Below are 18,807 nucleotides of genomic sequence, written 5' to 3'. Positions count from 1 at the left end.
TTGGTCTCGGTTCAGTGATCGGTCTCGCCGGCCGGATAAATACCGTCCAGTTCGTCGAAATCATCGTGTTTCATATGGTGCTTTTCATGCACCGGCCGAATCGCCAGATTGGCGGCAAATCCAACCAGCAACAGCCCGGCCATGATGTACATCGTCATGTTATAGGCTTCGGCCTTGGCCACGCCTTGGCCAATCTGATATTCGCGCAGATAGTTGACCAACACCGGACCCAACACGCCGGCCGTGGACCAGGCCGTCAGCAGCCGGCCGTGGATGCCGCCGACGAAACGGGTACCGAATATATCGGCCAGATAAGCCGGGATGGTGGAGAATCCACCGCCGTACATGCTCATGATCAATGCATACAGCAGCACGAACATCGCCATATTGCCGGCCATGCCCATCGTCGGAATCGTTGCATACAGCACCGCGCCGACCGCAAAGAAAATCATGTAGGTATGCTTCCGGCCCAGATAATCCGACGCCGACGACCAGAAAAAGCGGCCGCCCATGTTGAACAAACTCAGCAAGCCGACGAAGCCGGCCGCTGCGGCCGGCGTCACCGAGCCCTTGAACATTTCCTGAATCATCACCGAAGCCTGGCCCAGCACGCCGATGCCGGCGCTGACGTTCAGGCACAACACCAGCCACAACAAGTAAAACTGCGGCGTTTTCAGCGCCTGATCGATATGCACGTGTTTGTCGGTAATCATTTTGTTGGCGAAGACCGGCGGCGTCCAACCTTCGGGCAGCCAATCAGCGGGCGGAATCCGGATCGCCAACGCCCCGATCAACATCGAGCAAAAATACACGGCACCCATCACCAAAAACGCTTCGCTCACCCCGACCGAGGTTGCCGATTTGAATTGGTCCATCAACCACACCGATAACGGCGCGCCGATCATCGCGCCGCCGCCGAAACCCATGATAGCCATGCCGGTAGCCATGCCGCGTCGGTCCGGAAACCATTTGATCAAGGTCGATACCGGCGACACGTAACCCAAGCCGAGGCCAATGCCGCCGATCACGCCGTAACCCAGATAAAGCAACCCGATCTGATGCAGCTTGACGCCGAGCGCGGCGATAAAAAATCCGCCGCCGAAGCAACAGGCCGCAACGAACATGGTCAGCCGCGGGCCGACTTTTTCCAACCATTTGCCGCCGAATGCGGCGGACAAGCCCAGAAAGACGATGGCTAAACTGAAGATCCAACCCAGCTCGGTTAATTTCCAATCGTCGGGAGCCGAAGCGCCAATGCCGATGACACGGGTCAGCGGATCGTTGAATACGCTGAACGCATAGGCCTGGCCAATGCATAGATGTACCGACAGTGCGGCTGGCGGCGCCAGCCAACGGCTATAACCTGACCGGGCGATAATACGCTGCTTCGAGAAAAATCCTGCCATTTGCTGAGTCCTTAACCGATTTCAGAAATTCCGAACGCCGAATGTCCGGCCAAGCCGCCATTTTAACAAGACCCAAGGCCGTAACGAAAATCGATAACTTGCGGCATATCCCCTAGTCACACCGGATTATAAAACATAGTTTAATTGACTCGTGCCTCCGGAGGCCAGAGCCGGCGCCGGCTGCGGAACTGGTCCATTACTTGCGTTTCCGAGCCCTGGTATTACGCATACTCCTATTCCATTTCAAAACGTAACCGATTCGGCAACCATGACAAAACACTACCCGGCCCCCGGGCGCCAATTCGCAGTACTCATCAACATGTCCATTTTGGCTTGCGGCATCAACGCCGCACTCGCCGCCGACGGCAGCGCTGCAGAAGAGGAGCAGAAGCAACCCGCAAAACAAGAAAAACAAGCAAAACCGGCGACACCGAAAGCCGCCACACAGACCCTGGAAGCAATGACGGTGGTCGGCACTGCGCCGTTAAATCCACCCAACCAAAAACCGCAATTGGATAGCGAAGCGGTCACCGGTAGCCGTCTGGGCTTGACGCCGCGGGAAACGCCGGCCTCGATCACGATCATAGACCGCGCCACCTTCGAAAAACGCGGCGCGCAAACCACGCAGGAAGCCCTGGAGAGAGCGCCGGGCATCATCGTGTCGTCGCAACCCGGCTCTGCCGGTTCGGTATCGATGCGCGGTTTCACCGGAGCGCAAATCACCCAGTTATTCAACGGCATCACGGTACAGTACGATGTGGTTGCGGCCAGGCCGTTGGACAGTTGGCTGATCGAGCGGGAAGAAGTATTGGGCGGACCGTCCACCTTTCTCTATGGGCAAGGTGCCGTTGGCGGTTCGATCAATTACGTCAGCAAAATCGCCCAACGCGGCCCGGACCGCCATAGCGCACTGGTTTCGCTCGGCGAATATCTTAACCGGCGGGCTTCTTACGGATTTAACGGTCGGCTCGGCAACACCGATAACTGGTTGCAGGCCGATATCAGTTACCTCGGCTCAGAAGGTTATATCGATCGGACCGAGGCCAATTCCGGTGCCATGTCGTTTTCGTTGTTGAGCGACATCACCTCCAAGCTGTCCCACACCATCGCCTTCGAGCACCAATTGGAAGACCGCGATTCCTATTGGGGGACGCCGGTACTGAATCCGACGGTTGGCGGTCGGATCGTCCCGTGGGGTACCCCTGGTCTGGGCCCAATCGAAGGCCAGATCGATCCGAACACCCGTTTCAGAAATTACAACGCCGCCAGTCCGACCTTCGACCAACAGGTGTTCTGGCTACGCGACATCGTCGACTACCAGTTGTCGGAAAATACTCAGTTCAAAAACACGTTTTATTACTACAAGGCCGACCGGCAATGGTTGAACGTCGAAGGCTACGACTGGAACGCCAGCAACACCCAAATCATTCGCAACCGCTCGTTTGCGGTCAACCACGACCAAGCCCTAGTGGGCAACCGTTTCGAAATCGTCCACAGCGACCGCTGGTTTAACTTGCCGTCGAAATTCTCGGCCGGTATCGACGTCGCCTACAACAAACAAACCCGGGCGCCCAGCATGGAGAGCCCGAACGGCACGGTCAGTACCGTCGATCCTTACAATTTCAGCGTACGCAGCTATTACGACTATCCCGCCGCCACGGGTCCGGTGCCGAACGCTCGCAACGAGTTGTATACCGTCGCCGGTTACGCCGAAAACAGGCTGACGCTGGTACCTGATTTGAATCTGATCACCGGCTTGCGGGTGGACGATATCCGGCTGGATGCGGTCAACCTGCGCACAGGAATCGTACCGCCCACCGCGACCACGCCGGCCGCGTTCGGCCGCCGCTGGACCGCGGTGACTTGGCGCGCGGCGCTGATGTACGACATCACCTCCACCTTCAACGTGTATGCCCAATACAGCACTGCCGCCGACCCGCCTTCCGGCATCCTGACCACCGGCACTTTCGCGGCCTTGCGCGATTTCGACCTGACCACCGGCCGTCAGGCGGAAATCGGTACCAAATTCGATTTCTGGGACGGTAAAGGCTCGGCAACCTTGGCCGGTTATTACATCGAACGCAAAAACCTGTCGATGACTGACCCGTCCGACCGTAACCGGGTGTTGCCGATCGGGGCACAATCCTCCGCCGGTATGGAAGCGAATATCGGCGTGCAATTAACCCCGGAATGGAGCATGCAGGGCAATATGGCTTATGTCGACGCCCAATACGACAAGTTTCTGGAAACCGTCAATAACACCACCATCGTTTCCCGCAAGGGCAACCGGCCGACCAACGTTGCCAAATGGGTCGCGAACGCCTGGCTGACCTGGGATTTCGACCCGGACTGGCAATGGAACTTCGGCTCCCGTTATGTCGGCGACCGCTTCGTCGATACCAGCAACATTATCAAGGCCCCGGCATTCGCGGTATTCGATACCCAGTTGGCCTGGAAATTCAACCCGCACGCGACCGTTACCGCCCGCGTAAAAAATCTGTCCGACGAACAATATGTGGAATGGGGCAGCGGCGGCAACGCACCGTTATTTTTCATTGCCGCGCCGCGCACCTTCATGATGGAATTGAAACTGGATTTCTGAACCCTAGCCGTCCCAGCCGCCGCTACGCACAACACCATCGTCGGCTTAGCGGTAACGGGTGGCGGCGAACAGCGCCGGCAATGCTTCTTTTTCAGCGCCAGCAATGCTAAATTCCCAGTTAAATTTTTTTAGCGGCCTGATTATGATCGGATTCATTGCCTGTAGCATTGCCCTCGCGGTTTTAGTGCAAAACCAAACCGCGCTCCTGGATTACCTGGTGTCGCCGCTGGCGACCGCCGTCGGCGTCACGGTGATGGCCGCCAGCGTCGCCGGCGGCTATCTGAAAAAACTCCCTACCTCGCTATGGCACGATGGCTTTGCCACTGCCGGTTTGTTCGTCTGGTATTCCTACTGGCAACCTCAGTTCGGCGCCGAAGCGCCGATGTTTTTCTTGTTTCCGATCTATTACGCGTTATTGACCGCGACCTTGACCCTAGCCTTGATCAATAAAGCGCCTTACTTCGATCCGGACTCGGTACAACACTTGCGTTACCTGGAAAAAATCAGCCGATTCGACTTCAGCATGATTCTCGGCCTGGTTGCCGCCAGCTTACTGATTACCCGGCATTACGCGCTGTATCCGATGGCGATGACCTTTTTCGTGGTGCGTCATACCATGCTGGTATGCCTGGAGATTATCGACGCCGAGGCCTGATCATTGCGCCGGCGCGGCATGATGTTGCTGATGTCCGGGGACCGCCTCTGCGCCGTGGGCTTGGGTTCAGCCCGTCGCACCGCACTATCTAAAACCAAAACCGGACACCGGCCACGGCTCTGACGCTATGTTGATGTTCGCGCAGCGATTGCTCTTCGACGTAATCGACGCCCCAATAAGGCGCAAACTCGCGTTCGATTTCGTAGCGCAGCCGCAAACCGGCCTCGAATTCGGTCACCCCGGCTTTGACACCGCGCGATTGCAAATCTTCCGCCGCCACATTCAAACCGATGCGCGGCTGCAGGATCAGGCGCTGGCTCAGCAACAGCTCATAACTGACAGTCAATCGCCCCAGCAGATTGCCCTTCTCGGTGACGAACAGCGCGCTGTCCACTTCAAAAAAATACGGCGCCAAGCCCTGAAACCCGATCACCGCATCGAAAGTGCGCTCCGGCTCGAACGCGCGGCGGGCGCCGATTTGCAGATCCCAGAAACTATCGACGTTGCGGCTGTACAGCACCTGTAAATCGGCCCGGCCGAAAATGTCCTGGTCGGCCGAATAGTCGCCTTCCGTTTTCAGCCAAAACTTGTGGTCGTCGTTGCCGAACCAATTCTGTATATCCCATTTCGCCAGATGCAGTCCGCCGTTACTTTCGTATTCCAGGCGTTCGGCCAGGAAGCGGTTGAACAGCATGTGGCCATCATCGGCGCGGCAGTTCAGCCACAGCAGGCCGATGATTGTGGCTATCGCTCTGCGCCGCTCAATCATGATTCGGCTCGACGATCAATTTACGAAACATGCCGGTATCCATGTGGTACAGCAAATGACAATGAAACGCCCATTCGCCTACCGCCTCGGCCGGCACGTCGACCACCGCAGTGGTGCCCGGCCTGACGTTGATAACGTGCTTTTTCGGATTGTATGCGCCGGCGCCGATATCCAGGTATTGCCACAAACCGTGGATATGGATCGGATGGTTCATCATGGTCTGATTGACGTAACGAAAGCGGACCACTTCGCCTAACTTAACCCGAATCGGTTCGGCATCGGCGTATTTGACATCGTTAAACGACCAGATGTAGCGCCGCATGTCGCCAGTCAGCCGCAACTCGATTTCCCGATCCGGCTTGCGCAGCGGCGTGGCGATTTGGGCGCGCAAATTGCGGTAATCGAGCGTCTGGTAAGACGGAATTTCCGGCGACATGGCGGCGTGATGGTGGCCGACATGGGCGGAATGTTCTGTTGCCCGGTCGGCCTCAGGACTGTCGGTAGCCTGCGGCGCATGTTCGGCATGTTCGACGTGCTCGGCATGTTCGAGCTGATTATCGCCCTGCACTGCGTGTCCGGCGTGGGCGCCGCCCATATCCGCCAGCGTCAACAAGGTCCGCGGCGTCGACGGCGGCACCGGCGCCAACCAATCCGCCCGCGGCGACAGGCTGGCGTGAGCGTAACCGCTGCGGTCCATCGCCTCGGCGAAAATACTGTAGGCTTGTTCGGCGTTGGGTTGCACCACGACGTCATAGGTTTCGGCAACCGCAATCCGGAAGGCGTTCACATTCAAAGGCTGCAGGTTTTGGCCATCCGCGGCGGCGACCTGCATCGCCAAACCCGGAATCCGCACATCGAAATAAGTCATCGCCGATGCGTTAATAAAACGCAGCCGCACTCTTTCTCCGGGATGGAACAAAAAATGCGGTTGCATTTGCGGGGTGCGGCCGTTAATCAGGTAACGGTAAGTCGAACCGTTGACGTCGGCCAGATCGGTCGGATCCATCCGCATTGCTCCCCAGGCCAAACGGTCGTCGACGGTTTCCCCAAACCCGAGCCGTTCGATATCGGCAAAGAAATCGGCTAGCGTGCGTTTCTGAAAATTGTAGTAATCGCTCTGTTTTTTCAGCCGAGCCAGCGTGCGGTAAGGGTCTGCCTGCGGCCAATCCGACAGTATCACCACGTAATCGCGATCGGTTGGCGGCTGCGGCTGCGCCGGATCGATGATCAATGCCCCGAACAAGCCCTGCTGCTCCTGCATGCCGGAATGGCCGTGGTACCAATAGGTGCCGCTCTGCTTGACCGGGAATTGGTAAGTAAAGCGGCTACCGGGCGCGATACCCTCGAAACTGATACCCGGCACGCCATCCATCCGATACGGCAACTCGAGGCCGTGCCAATGGATAGAAGTCGGTTCCGACAGCCGGTTTTCGACATGCAACACCACCTGTTCGCCTTCGCGCCAGTGCAAAGTCGGCCCCGGCAAACCGTCGTCCACCAGAATCGCGGTCTGCGGCTGGCCGATCAGATCGACTCGCTTCTCGGCAATCGTCAAATGGTATTCCCCGGCTAAAGCCTGTCCGGCCAGCGCCATGACCAAGCCGATACAGCGGATACGATTCGGCACAGGCTTGGCCAAACAGCCGGCAAACATACTGCGGCTGGCGGCTAACCGAGACTTTCGCCCGCGGTTAACGCGCATCTTCCGGCATCTCCGGCGCCTGCCACTCGCCGCGTTGGCGCGCTTCGTCAACGGTTTTCCAACCGGCTGCGACTTCCTGTTGCGTAATCCCCAGCCGCTGTAATAAAGAATCCAGCAACGAATCTGAGCTAGCCGGCGCCGAAATCGGCGCGGATTTGCCGGCAGACTTGGCGGCCGGCAGTTCGGTAATCACCAAGGCGCCGTTGATCGGTTTGACATCGCCTTTAGCGCATTTTTTGGCGTCGTCGGTATACAGCGTCTTGCCTGCCACCACGCATTTGACCGGTTCGGCCGACAGCGGTGCAGCTGCCGCCAGCATCATGGCCGCACTCAATATTTTGCCGAGCTGCATCGCTGCCTCCGAAAGATAAGGGTTTCTGTCCGGCAATCGCGCGTGGGCCAAGCCGCTAGCGCCGAAAATCGGCCTTGGAACTTTTCGCAATCGCGCCCAATCCTCCTAGCGTTGCGGAGCCAAGTGACCGGTTCGGCATGCCGGAGGACGAGATGAAATTAATCCTAGCGCTGATGATAGCCGCAATTGCCTACTCGGCACTACGCTTTATCGCCGAAGTGGCCGGAGAACTCGCCGAATTCGCCGCCGAGGCCTGGCGACATGGGCAAACGGAAAAGTAAGGCTTTTTTCAAGACAGCCGTTTGGTAGACCGTTGCGCTCCCGGCAATTCCGATGGCGCTGGCTTTTGCGCATCTCCCACGCGCTGTCCGCGTTGGAGCTAAAGGATTCCCTGCCTTGCGGTTTTCACCCAGTGCACACAAGAGCCAAGCGACGATTCGTCGATAAGAGAGTTACTTGGGATGTACTTCGATGGGTGCTGTTTGTAAGCCCCAACCCCTTATAGGAAATATAACTATCGGGCACATTGAGAGACAATGAGAAGTTCCGCTGTAACGGCAAATTTAGAGTTTATAACGGCCAATCGGTAGTTTTACCGAGCCCATATCCTTGGGGTTTAATAGCATTAAAGCATCTGCTGGCCGAGCACCAAGGTCTCGATGATCGGGCAATCCGGTTTATTGTCCCCGCTACAGTTTTGCGCCAGCCGGGCCAGAATGTCGCGCATTTCGGTCAATTCGTCGATGCGTTGGTTTAAATCGTCGACATGGGATTGGGCCAGCGCTTTGACGTCGGCGCTGGCCCGTGCCGGGTCTTGCCACAGCGAGACCAGCTCACGGATTTGCTCCAACGAAAACCCCAGGCCCCGCGCTCGTTTGATCATCCGCAACACCTGCAAATCGGTGTCGTTGTAGGTCCGGTAGCCCGATACCGTGCGCACGCTTTTTTTGATCAATCCGATACTTTCATAGTGACGAATCATTTTAGCGGATACGCCGGCCATTTTCGCAGCTTGGCTGATATTCATCGATCATTCTCCAACACAGAAAGACAACGTGTTGCGGGCAACAAGTACGCTGCCCGCACGCAGGCTCGGTTAATGCCTGACGGATGGCAATAAGCCGGCAGGTTTCCAAGTCCTAAGCAACAAGGCGTTGCCGATCACGCTCAGCGAACTGAAGGCCATCGCCGCTCCGGCCAGTTGCGGATTGAGCAAACCCAATGCCGCCAATGGAATGGCTGCGAGGTTGTAACTAAACGCCCAAAACAAATTTTGCCGGATTTTGCGATAGGTTCGCTGTGCAATATCGAGCGCAGCGCCTACCAGTATCGGGTCGCCGTGCATCAGCGTGATGCCGGCAGACTGCATCGCGATATCGGTGCCGGTCGCCATGGCAATGCCAACGTCGGCGGCCGCCAGCGCCGGCGCGTCGTTGATGCCGTCGCCAACCATTGCCACATGCTGGTTTTGCTGTTTCAGCAATTCCACTTGATAGACCTTATCCGCCGGCAATACCTCGGCAACTATGTCGCTGATGCCTAACGCCTGACCGACTGCCTTGACGCTACCGCGATTATCACCGCTCAACAATACGGTTTGGATATTCAATGCCTGTAATTGTTTGACGGCGGGATAAGCAGACGATTTGAGTCGGTCGCCAAAGGCCATCATGCCGAGCAAGCGTTTTTGCGGCGCGGCCATTGCCAGCCAGGACACTGTATTGCCGGCAAGCTCCATGGCCTGGGCACGTTCCGCCAGCTCACCTAGATCAATGCCCAATTCAGACATCAAGCGGCTATTGCCCAAACGCAAATCGAAATTATCCACTCGCCCGGATAGCCCGCGTCCAGGCAAGGCCGTGACCGCATCTGCCGGCATAGTTTCGATCTGTAACTCATGTGCGGCTTCAAGCACTGGCTTTGCCAAAGGGTGCTCGCTGCCGGTTTGTAGCGCAGCGGCCAGTTGCAACAAGCGTTTGCGGTCGATACCGAAGGGCGCGGCTTCGACCAGGTAACCTTTCCCTTGGGTCAAGGTTCCGGTTTTGTCGAAGATGACCGTGGTAATGCGATGGGCAACTTCCAGCACTTCCGGGCTTTTGATCAGGATGCCGTGGCGGGCGGCAATGCCGGTACCGGCCATCAGCGCAGCGGGCGTTGCCAAGCCCAACGCACACGGACAGGCAATCACCAATACCGACACGGCATTGATAATCGCGGTTTCCATGGCGGCACCCTGCAACCACCAACCCAGCCAGGTCATCAAGGCAATGGCTAGTACCGCCGGCACGAACCATGCGCTGACCTTATCCACCAAATGTTGAATCGGCGCCTTGGCCAATTGTGCGTCCTCGATCAAGCGAATCATTTTTGCCAAGGAAGTCTCCGCGCCGACCGCATCGGTATGTACCAGCAACAAGCCTTCGCCATTGAGTGCGCCGCCGGTCACCTTATCGCCGGGCTGTTTGGCGATAGGCATGCTTTCGCCGGTAACCATCGATTCGTCGATATGGCTGCGGCCATCGGCGATGGTACCGTCGACCGCGATACGTTCCCCGGGGCGGACCACGACCAGATCGCCGACCTTGACGCTGTCAATTGCAATGTCCAACTCTCGATGGTTGCGTTTGACCCGCGCGACTTGCGGCTGTAAGGCTTGCAGCGCCGTAATCGCTGAAACCGTTTGCCGTTTCGCCCACGCCTCCAACCATTTGCCGGTCAACACCAAGCTGATCACCACCGCCGATGCCTCAAAATACAGATGCGGCACCATGCCGCCAGTGGAGCCCGTCAGTTGGTAAACGCTCAAGCCGTACGCTGCACTGGTACCCAGGGCCACCAGCAAATCCATATTGCCGGCACCGGCTTTCAGCGCTGTCCAACCTGCCCGGAAAAAACGCGCTCCCAATCCAAACTGGACCGGTGTTGCTAAACTCAATTGCAACCAGGCCGGTAGTGCAATATGGATACCGAAAGGCTCCAGTAGCATCGGCGCCAGTAATGGCAGCGACAATACCGCCGCCATCACCACCGTCAGTCCGTCTCGCGACCTTGGTTTGTTTGCCGGCCGATCCTGCTTGAGGTAAGCACGGTAACCTGTGGCCGCAACCGCGCTTATCAGTGCGTAGGAAGCTACCGAGCCGTCGCTGCGGACAACGGCACTTTCGGTAGCTAAATTTACCCTGGCATGCTCTACGCCGGAAATATTGTTCAGCGCTTTCTCGACACGTCCGGCGCAGGACGCGCAGGTCATACCCTCTATCGACAAGTAAACCGAATGGTCCGCCAACTGGTGGGAATTTAAAGTTTTCATGATCAAGTCTCCTGATGTAATTGACTGTGATCAAAGTGTTCGGCTTACCACGATGGGAAGGTCAACAGTTTTTTTCGCTTTTTTGGATACTGGCACTTATTGAAAAAAATCGATACTGGAGACGAGGCAAGTCTTCAAATAAGTGGTTTCTCAACAACGGCATAAAGCACGTTGGCTGAAATTTCGGTAACCGATTGACTGGCCAAGTGATGGAGATTACTTTGTTTTACCCTCCTGAGCTGTTCCTCATTGAGCTGATCCAAGGTGCCCCGATAGCCGCTACCCATCGCCAAGGTCCACCAATCCTCGGGGTCGGACAGACTATGAGTCGCGTCTTCAGCGAAAACGTTCGCATCGGTTAAACCGGCTTCGGCCAACATCGCCAAAAATCCTTCCGGCGTGGAAATGCGATCCCACGGGTTGAAGTCTTTGTGCAGATCGGGGCGTTCATCGCGTATGGCTTGCCAGAGCGAGGTGTTGGCAGGCTCGAATAAATCGCCCCCCCAGGTCGTAATCGCTATCCGCCCGCCCGGCCGGACTTGCCGCCATAACTCCCTGACCGCTGCAGCCATATCAGGCACGAAAAATATCCCAAACACGCAAACGACGGCATCAAAATAACCATCGGGATACACTAACGCGAGCATATCGTCGACCCGAAACTCCATGTTCTCAAGACCATCAGCTTTGGCTTTTTCTGCCGCCCTGGCCAATAATTTTTCCGCCAAATCGACAGCAACCACACGGCCATCCGAGCCAACCTTACGCGCCGCCGGCAAAGCTGAAGCACCGGTTCCGGAACATACATCCAACACTTTGTCGCCTTCTCTTAAATCCAGTCGCTCAATGGTACCTTGGCCGAAACGGTTCCAAAACGTGTTGGCGGGATGATCGAATAGTTCGGCCGCGGCGTTATAGGCGGACGCGGCTTTCTGGTTGGCTAGTACGTGCGATTCCATTTCAAGCTCCTGAAAATTTTCAAATTTTAATCATGGATAGCCACCTCACATCAGAGACTATCCGGAGACATGAATCTAAAGGTTTACATAATTGGAAGGTCAAGCAGAATTATGGGTTCGTGATGATCGTCAGATGAAGAATCAAATGCGGAAAGTAAGCGAATACTTTTAAAAAGCGCAGGCCAGGATCGGTTTGCCTTGGGCAATAGCAATACCTGCCACTTAAGCCACGAAAATCGGCGGATTAGCTTTCCAGCAAAAGTCGGCTTGCCCCCTCTGCGCCGGTGGTAAACCCGTCAATTTTTGGGTTAATTCCGATTCGCTGCTATCTTGATCGGCAAAATTAGCCTGCTCTGCGGAGGATAGGTTTTATGTCGCCGACAAAATCACTGTTATTCGCGACCGTCGTCGCCGCGCTTGCGGCTTGCAGCGCGGTGTCCACCTCCGATACGCCTGGCGGAGCGGAGCCGGTGCCAAGCGCGCATTTCCGGATTCTGCAAGTCAACGACTCCTACAAAATCGAAGGTCTGGAGAACGGTAACGTCGGCGGTTTTGCCCGCTTGCGTACCCTGCGCCGTCAGTTGCAGGCCGATGCCACCCCGGTGTTGCTGTTACACGGTGGCGATTTTTTGTTTCCGTCGGTAATGAGCAAATATCTGCAGGCCGATGCGATGGTCCAGGTCATGAACTTGCTGGACGGCGCGGCGGCTGCGTTCGATAACGACATGATGGCGGTGTTCGGCAACCACGAGTTCGATACGCCGGACGCCGGGCTGTTGTTGCGGCGGATCGTGCAATCGGACTTTAGCTGGATTTCGTCCAACACCCGCTTCAATTTCAGCGACAGCGCGGCCGCAGAACCCTTCAGCCAACGCCTGCCTCAGGTGCACGACGTTTGCGTCAAAGACATCGCCGGCATCAAGGTCGGCTTTTTCGGCATCACCCTGGATAGCCGCAACCCAGCTTATGTCGAATTCGCCTACGATCTGCCGGCCAGGCGCACCGCCATCCGCAACGCATTGGACCGCTTGCAAAGCCAGGGGGCGACGGCTATCGTCGCCCTCACCCACCAGGATTTGGACCAAGACCAATGGTTGGCGCGCGAATATCCGGAAGTGAACCTGATCGTCGGCGGCCACGAGCATTTTTTTATCGAAAAACAGATCGGCAACACCTGGATCACCAAGGCCGACGCCGACAATAAAAGCGCCATCGTCCACGACATTTACCTCGCCGCCGGCAAGGTCAGCAGTAGCCACCGCAAAGTCGATCTGGACCAAAGCATCGCCAAAGACCCATTGGTCGCGGCCGAAGTCGACCGCCAGTTGCAACGGCTGGCCGGCGTATTTCAGCAACAAGGCAAAGACCTGAAGCAGGTGTTGGGCTACACCGAACATTTGCTGGAAGGGGTGGAACCGGCCGTGCGCGGCCGGGAAACCGCACTCGGCAACTTCCTGGCCGACACGATGCGGGAACGCATGCGCACCGACATCGCCTTCACCAACGGCGGCGGCATCCGCATCAACGACAACATCCCGGCCGGACCGGTGACGCTGTACGACATGGAAGGCTTGTTTTCCTACGACAACAAGCTGGTCAGCTTCGAATTGACCGGCCAGCAACTGCTGGAGGTGTTGAATAACTCGGTGTCCAAAACCCATTTGGGCGACGGCCGTTTTCTGCAAGTCTCCGGCATCCGCTTCGGCTACCGCGCCGAGCCCCAAGCCGACGGCGGCTTCAAGTATCGGGTAGACGCCGGCGACGTGCGGATCAGGCCGCGCGGCGCCAAACAAGACCAAGCGCTGGATTTGCAGAAAACCTATCGCGTCGCCAGCACCGATTTCATTTGGGAACACGGTTCCAGCGACGACTATGCGATATTCGGCAAAGGCGCAGGCAAAACCAGTCCGCGCCGGCTGGACGACGGCACGGCTGTCGGCTTCCGTCAAACCGTGGAAGCGGCAATCGCCAACTTGCCGCAGCGCACGATAACCCAGCAGGTCGAGGGCCGCATCGTCCGGCTGCAACCCTAACCCGCCGCAACCGGCCCGTTTGCCGCCCATTTTGGAGAGACCATGGCTCAGCCCCGCTACTACTTCGCCGACGACGAACGCTTTGTCGTCGAGCAATACAACGACTGCGCTGCATTTGCCAGTTTTCTGCCCGGCATAGCCGGCGTATCCGGCCGACCGGCCTGGGCGTTTTACGTCAACCGCGGCCAGGCCATCGCCAGTTTCGGCGTCCGCAACAAAGACGGCGCCTTCCTGGAGTTCTTTCCGGCCGACAAGGCTTACCAACTGACGCCGTCCCGCGGCTTCCGCAGCTTTTTAAAAATTTCCGACGGCCAAACCAGCCGCCATTACGAACCGTTCCAACGCGGCGCCAGAGCGGAGGTCGTCCAGCGCTTAAGCGTGACGCCGCACGAAGTCGGGGTCGAAGAGATCAATCCCGGCCTCGGTTTCAGCATCCGCGCCGATATGTTCACACTGCCGGAGGCCAACGTCGCCGGCTTGGTGCGCCGGGTGGAAATCGGCAATATTTCCAGCCGAACCCTGCGCATCGAAATCGTCGACGGCTTGCCGCAAGTCTTGCCGTACGCGATGAACCAATGGATCTTGAAATTCATGAGCCGCACCTCGGAAGCCTTCATGCGCGTCGAAGGCGTCGACGACGCTCTGCCGTTTTACCGACTGAAAGTCTGGCCGACCGATTCACCGCAAGTGGAACCGGTCGACGGCGGTAATTTCTTTTTCGGCTGCAGCGCCGGCCGGCGTAACCCGGTGATCGTCGACCCGGAACGGGTATTCGGGTTGGCCGGCGATTTTTCCAGCGCGGAACGCTTCTTTAGCGATGCGCCGCTGGATTTAGAAAACCAGGTCGCCGCCAACCAGACACCGGCGGCATTTCAAACCTTGACGCTGGAACTGCCGCCCGGAACCAGCCAGGTGTTTTATGCGGTCTACGGCCACGCCGAATCGGTGGCGGAATATCAGCGTTTCGTGGCGCAGGCCGCCTATCGAGACGAGTATTTCGCCGCCAAACGCGAAGCTAACCGGGCGTTGATCGACCGAATCGGCCACAAAGCCTTTACCGCGACCGCCCTGCCCTTGTTCGATGGCCACGTCCGCCAATGCTATCTGGATAACGGTTTGCGCGGCGGCTTTCCGACGCCGGTTCCGGGCGGCAAGCTGTTGTATTTGTTCGGCCGCAAACACGGCGATCTGGAACGCGACTATAACGACTTCCTGTTGCAGGACACGCCGTATTCGGAGGGCAACGGCGACTTTCGCGACGTATTGCAGAACCGCCGCGTCGATCTGTTTTTCGAGCCGGGCTTGGGCGGGCAAAACATCCGTTATTTTTTCAATCTGATCCAGCCGGACGGCTATAACCCCTGCGCGTTACGCAACTGGCGTTTTGCCGTCTCTGCGCCGCAGGATTTCGCGGCATATTTTGCCGAAATTCCGGGACTGGCGGCTTTACTCGAAACCGAATTCAAATACGCCGAGCTCTGGCAGTTGTTGGCCGGCCATGACGCGGCTGACGAAATGCTCGGCGCCATTCTCGCCGCAGCGCGGGAAGTGGCGGACGCCGAATTCGACCGCGGTTATTGGTCCGACCATTGGACGTACCTGGTCGACCTGCTGGTCAACTATCGGGCGATCTTCCCCGACCGGCTGCCTGCACTGTTGCTGGAAGCCGATTACAGCTTTTTCGACCCGACCCATTACGTCGCCCCGCGCGCGCAAAAATACCGGATTACGGCCGACGGCCTGCGCCAGTACGGCGCGGTGCAATTCAGCGCGGAGAAAAAAGCCTTGATCGAGTCGCGTAGCGGCCGGCGTTACCAGGTGCGCGCCGAGCAAGGCCGCGGCGCCATCGTCCGCACCACCTTGTTGGGTAAAATCGTCACCTTGGTGGCAAACAAGCTGGCGACGCTGGACCCGGCCGGGATCGGCATCGAGATGGAAGCGGACCGGCCCGGTTGGTGCGATGCGTTGAACGGCTTGCCCGGCATTCTCGGCTCGGCGGTCAACGAAACCATCGAACTGAAACGGCTGATCGATTTTAGCTTGCCGTTATTCGCCGCGATCAACGCCGCCGAGATAGCGCTGCCGGCCGAGCTGGCCGCTTTCGTCGCCGGGCTGGACCGCTTGCTGGATCTGCCGGCGTTGACGCCGCACGCGTTCTGGCAGGAAAGCGGCGCCTTGAAGGAAGCTTACCGCCGGCAAGTGTTCATGGGCTTCGCCGGCGCCGAAACAGCGCTGAGTTCGGACCGGCTGCGCGGCTTCTTCGGCAAAGCCTCGGCTTATCTGACCGCTGCGGTAGCCAAAGCCGAATCCGACGCCGGCATCACCACTTATTACGCCTTCCGTGCCGGCGACTACCACGAGCAGGCGGACGGCAGCGTCGAGATTGCCCGTTTCCTTCCGGTGGCGCTGCCGCCGTTTCTGGAGGGTTTCGTTCACTCGCTACGGATTGCCGATCGCGAATCGGCCAAACGCCTGTATCTGGCCGCGCGCAATTCCGAGCTGTACGACCGCGAATTGGGCATGTACCGGCTCAATGCGGCGCTGGGCGACCAGGCGCTGGATCTGGGCCGGATCGGCGTATTCAATTACGGCTGGCTGGAAAACGGCTCGATCTTCCTGCACATGCATTACAAGTTTGTGTTGGAAATGCTGCGTGCCGGTCTGGTCGATGAGTTTTATGCCGACATCGAGCGTTTGTTGGTCGCGTTTCGGGATGCCGAGGAGTACAAGCGCAATCCGCTGGAGAATTCCAGCTTTCTGGTCAGCAGCGGCTTCAGTGTCGATCCGCGCCAGCACGGCCGCGGCTGCGTCGCCCGCTTGTCCGGTTCGACGGTGGAACTGCTGCAACTGTGGACCTATCTGTTTTTCGGCGATGCGCCGTTCCGCGTTGTGGACGGCGAGCTGCGTTTCCAACCCGAGCCGGTACTGGCGGCCAGGTTGTTTTCCAACTGCGAGCGCAGCGCGGCGCCCTTTGCTGGCGAAGAAACCTTGCCGGTGGCCAGTGCCGCCTGCGCCTTGTTCGGCGCCACACTGGTGGTTTACCTGAATCCGCAACGGCGTGATTGTTTCGGTGCGCAACCGGTCAAGCCGCAGCGGTACCGCTTATATTTCCGCGACGGCAACGACACCGCGGTAGACGGCACTTATCTGGACGCCGAGGCCGCGGCAGCCTTACGCCAGGGCATGCTGCGGCGTTTGGATATCGAATTGGCCTAGTAACCGCGATGTTTTCGCGGCCGGTCACGTTTGCGGCCTTATATTTGCCGGTGCCGGCTGCAGCCAGAGCAGTGCGGTGTTTGTTAGACTGGCGCCGTTATCTAAACAGCATTGGGTGGCGATCATGGAGCAAAAACCTCTAATTCAGGCGGCAGGCGCTATCGCCCTGTTCGCGGCAGCTTGGCTGGGCGCCAGCGTTTATCTTGGCCGCAATGCCGAGCGGGAACTGGCGGAGCGGGTGGACAAGACCTCGGCGGATTGCGCTGTGCGTTTAAGCAATTTACAACAGCAGAACGGTTTGTTGTCGGCCAACGGCTCGCTGGAACTGCAAGTCGGCGATTTGTGCAGTCCCGACCAAACCGGCAAATATTGGGTCGTCGCCGATGTGCAATACAACGTCAGCCACCTGATTCTGCCCGGCTCGGCCATGCGGTTTAACTGGACCTTGCGGCAAAGGCCCGAACCCGATCGCGACGGGCCGGGGCTGCAGTTCAGCGGCAGCGGGCATTCGGCGTTTTCCGGCACGGTGTTTTCCGATATTGCCTCCGCGGAAATGGCCGGAGGAGCAGCCGATAGCGAAAGCTGGCGCCTGGAGCCGTTGACCGGTCATATCGAAGCCGACGAAAAAAGGGTGAATCTCAGCTTAAAAGCGCCGCGTTTTACCCTGCGCGGCAATGGTAACGCACTGGATGTACAAGGAATGGGCCTGCAGCTTAATCTGCTGGATCGAGCACTGGGCTTGGGCACCTCCAGCTTGACCGTGGACAAAATCGCGTCGACGAACGCTAGCGGCGAAAGACTTGGGGTATCCAGTGCGACGGTACAAAACGGCGACCGAATCGATACGACCATCCAGTATGCCTTGGGCAGTATCGATACGATGGGTTATGCCGCGAGAGATCTGGCGCTTGAGCTTGCCATTCGCGGACTGGATGCCGAAAGCATCAAAACTCTGGCCGACATCGCCAAGGAATCCAAATCGTTTCAAAATCTGACGCTGGAGGAAAACCAACGTTACCGCAAGGCCCTGAAACAAGCCATTAATCGCGGCTTCTCCACCGGTATCACTAAATTGAGCGGTACCGTCAGCAACTCCGCCGCAAATAGCGCACTGAACGGCCAGCTGACGATAGAACTGAAACCCAACGCCAATCCCGACGCCGACATTGAGTTGGCTAAGGTGTTGCAATCCTCCGGCCAGGTCAGCGTTAGCGGTGATGCGATCGGCGAGGAACAGAAAAACCAATGGGTGGAAATGGGCATAGCCACAGCCGGGGCCGAAGGCCTACAGGCCGGCTACGAATATGCCGCCGGTATTCTGAAAACCAACGACCGTGTCATCGACGGCCAGTGGCTCCAACAAACCTTGACCGACACCGACGCCCATCTCAACCGTTTTCTGAATGATCCGGAAAGCGAAATGCCGGTACCCGGCTTGGAAAACGTGATCAACCCGCAAACCGAAAACGACGCGGGCGTATCCGATTCGGCACCAGACCTGGCGGATCAAGCCGCGAATCCGCTGGCCTACCAATCCATCAGCATGACCGGTCGCGCCGTTTACGCCGAATCCGGGGCCATGTTGGAAAGCTCGGACGGCCAACGTCTGTATTTTGCTGCCGACTCCGACGTCGGCCAACTGATCGTAGGATTATGCCGCGAAGGCGAAACCTGCGCCGTGACCGCCCTGGTCGACGCCGATCGGCAGATCAAGGCGATTCAACAACTCAACGCCATCCCTGCGGCGGAAACGGAACCCAGCGGCGGGACTACCCCGGCGGCGAACTGAGCGGGCTATCGGCC

The 18,807-nt window shown here is 57.9% G+C and carries 13 protein-coding genes; 6 read left to right on the top strand and 7 right to left on the bottom strand.

From position 1 onward, the window contains the following. Nucleotides 1-11 precede the first annotated feature (11 nt). Complete coding sequence (locus tag PL263_RS04740; RefSeq protein WP_278211916.1) at nt 12-1,406, bottom strand: OFA family MFS transporter; 1,395 nt, start codon at nt 1,404-1,406, stop codon at nt 12-14. Between the two features lie 319 nt (nt 1,407-1,725). On the opposite strand from PL263_RS04740, the gene PL263_RS04735 reads away from it, so the two are divergent. Both PL263_RS04735 and PL263_RS04730 read left to right on the top strand, forming a co-directional pair. Next, the gene (locus PL263_RS04735) at nt 1,726-4,008 is read left to right on the top strand and encodes a TonB-dependent receptor (protein ID WP_278211915.1); all 2,283 of its coding nucleotides are present in this window, start codon (nt 1,726-1,728) and stop codon (nt 4,006-4,008) included. A gap of 142 nt (nt 4,009-4,150) precedes the next feature. Beyond that, nucleotides 4,151-4,663 carry a hypothetical protein gene (locus tag PL263_RS04730; protein ID WP_278211913.1) on the top strand — a complete coding sequence of 171 codons (513 nt, stop codon included), beginning with the start codon at nt 4,151-4,153 and terminating at the stop codon, nt 4,661-4,663. An 88-nt stretch (nt 4,664-4,751) separates the two neighbouring features. Here PL263_RS04730 and PL263_RS04725 read toward each other — a convergent pair whose 3' ends face one another. Genes PL263_RS04725 through PL263_RS04715 form a run of 3 tightly spaced genes read right to left on the bottom strand, consistent with a single transcriptional unit; the run spans nt 4,752 to nt 7,486 of the window. Continuing rightward, on the bottom strand, nt 4,752-5,432 hold the full coding sequence (locus PL263_RS04725; protein ID WP_278211911.1) for a copper resistance protein B: 681 nt from the start codon (nt 5,430-5,432) through the stop codon (nt 4,752-4,754). Next, nucleotides 5,425-7,134 carry a copper resistance system multicopper oxidase gene (locus PL263_RS04720; RefSeq protein WP_278211909.1) on the bottom strand — a complete coding sequence of 570 codons (1,710 nt, stop codon included), beginning with the start codon at nt 7,132-7,134 and terminating at the stop codon, nt 5,425-5,427. The genes PL263_RS04725 and PL263_RS04720 overlap by 8 nt, the downstream gene beginning before the upstream one ends. Beyond that, nucleotides 7,124-7,486, bottom strand: coding sequence for a hypothetical protein (locus PL263_RS04715; RefSeq protein WP_278211908.1), 363 nt, complete (start codon nt 7,484-7,486; stop codon nt 7,124-7,126). The genes PL263_RS04720 and PL263_RS04715 overlap by 11 nt, the downstream gene beginning before the upstream one ends. A 152-nt stretch (nt 7,487-7,638) precedes the next feature. On the opposite strand from PL263_RS04715, the gene PL263_RS04710 reads away from it, so the two are divergent. Next, entirely contained in the window at nt 7,639-7,767 is a 129-nt protein-coding gene (locus tag PL263_RS04710) for a hypothetical protein (protein ID WP_278211906.1), read from the top strand. 344 nt (nt 7,768-8,111) lie between these two features. Here PL263_RS04710 and cueR read toward each other — a convergent pair whose 3' ends face one another. The 3 genes from cueR to PL263_RS04695 form a co-directional block, all read right to left on the bottom strand. Further along, entirely contained in the window at nt 8,112-8,513 is a 402-nt protein-coding gene (gene cueR, locus PL263_RS04705) for a Cu(I)-responsive transcriptional regulator (RefSeq protein WP_278211905.1), read from the bottom strand. Nucleotides 8,514-8,582: 69 nt separating this feature from the next. Beyond that, on the bottom strand, nt 8,583-10,796 hold the full coding sequence (locus tag PL263_RS04700; protein ID WP_278211904.1) for a heavy metal translocating P-type ATPase: 2,214 nt from the start codon (nt 10,794-10,796) through the stop codon (nt 8,583-8,585). Nucleotides 10,797-10,930: 134 nt separating this feature from the next. After that, complete coding sequence (locus PL263_RS04695; protein ID WP_278211903.1) at nt 10,931-11,755, bottom strand: methyltransferase domain-containing protein; 825 nt, start codon at nt 11,753-11,755, stop codon at nt 10,931-10,933. Nucleotides 11,756-12,126: 371 nt separating this feature from the next. Between PL263_RS04695 and PL263_RS04690 the strand changes: the two genes are divergently transcribed. From PL263_RS04690 to PL263_RS04680, 3 genes are all read left to right on the top strand, one after another. Beyond that, entirely contained in the window at nt 12,127-13,788 is a 1,662-nt protein-coding gene (locus PL263_RS04690; RefSeq protein ID WP_278211901.1) for a bifunctional UDP-sugar hydrolase/5'-nucleotidase, read from the top strand. 42 nt (nt 13,789-13,830) lie between these two features. Next, a complete protein-coding gene (locus PL263_RS04685) occupies nt 13,831-17,004 on the top strand; it encodes a hypothetical protein (protein WP_278211899.1) in 3,174 nt (1,057 codons plus the stop codon). Nucleotides 17,005-17,080: 76 nt separating this feature from the next. After that, nucleotides 17,081-18,793, top strand: a complete 1,713-nt coding sequence (locus PL263_RS04680) for a DUF945 family protein (protein WP_278211898.1) — start codon at nt 17,081-17,083, stop codon at nt 18,791-18,793. Nucleotides 18,794-18,807 lie beyond the last annotated feature (14 nt).

The sequence above is a fragment of the Methylomonas sp. EFPC3 genome (assembly GCF_029643245.1).
Taxonomy (GTDB): Bacteria; Pseudomonadota; Gammaproteobacteria; order Methylococcales; family Methylomonadaceae; genus Methylomonas; species Methylomonas koyamae_B.
The sequence above is the reverse complement of the archived record's forward strand: the minus strand, read 5'-3'. Positions and strand labels throughout refer to the sequence as shown.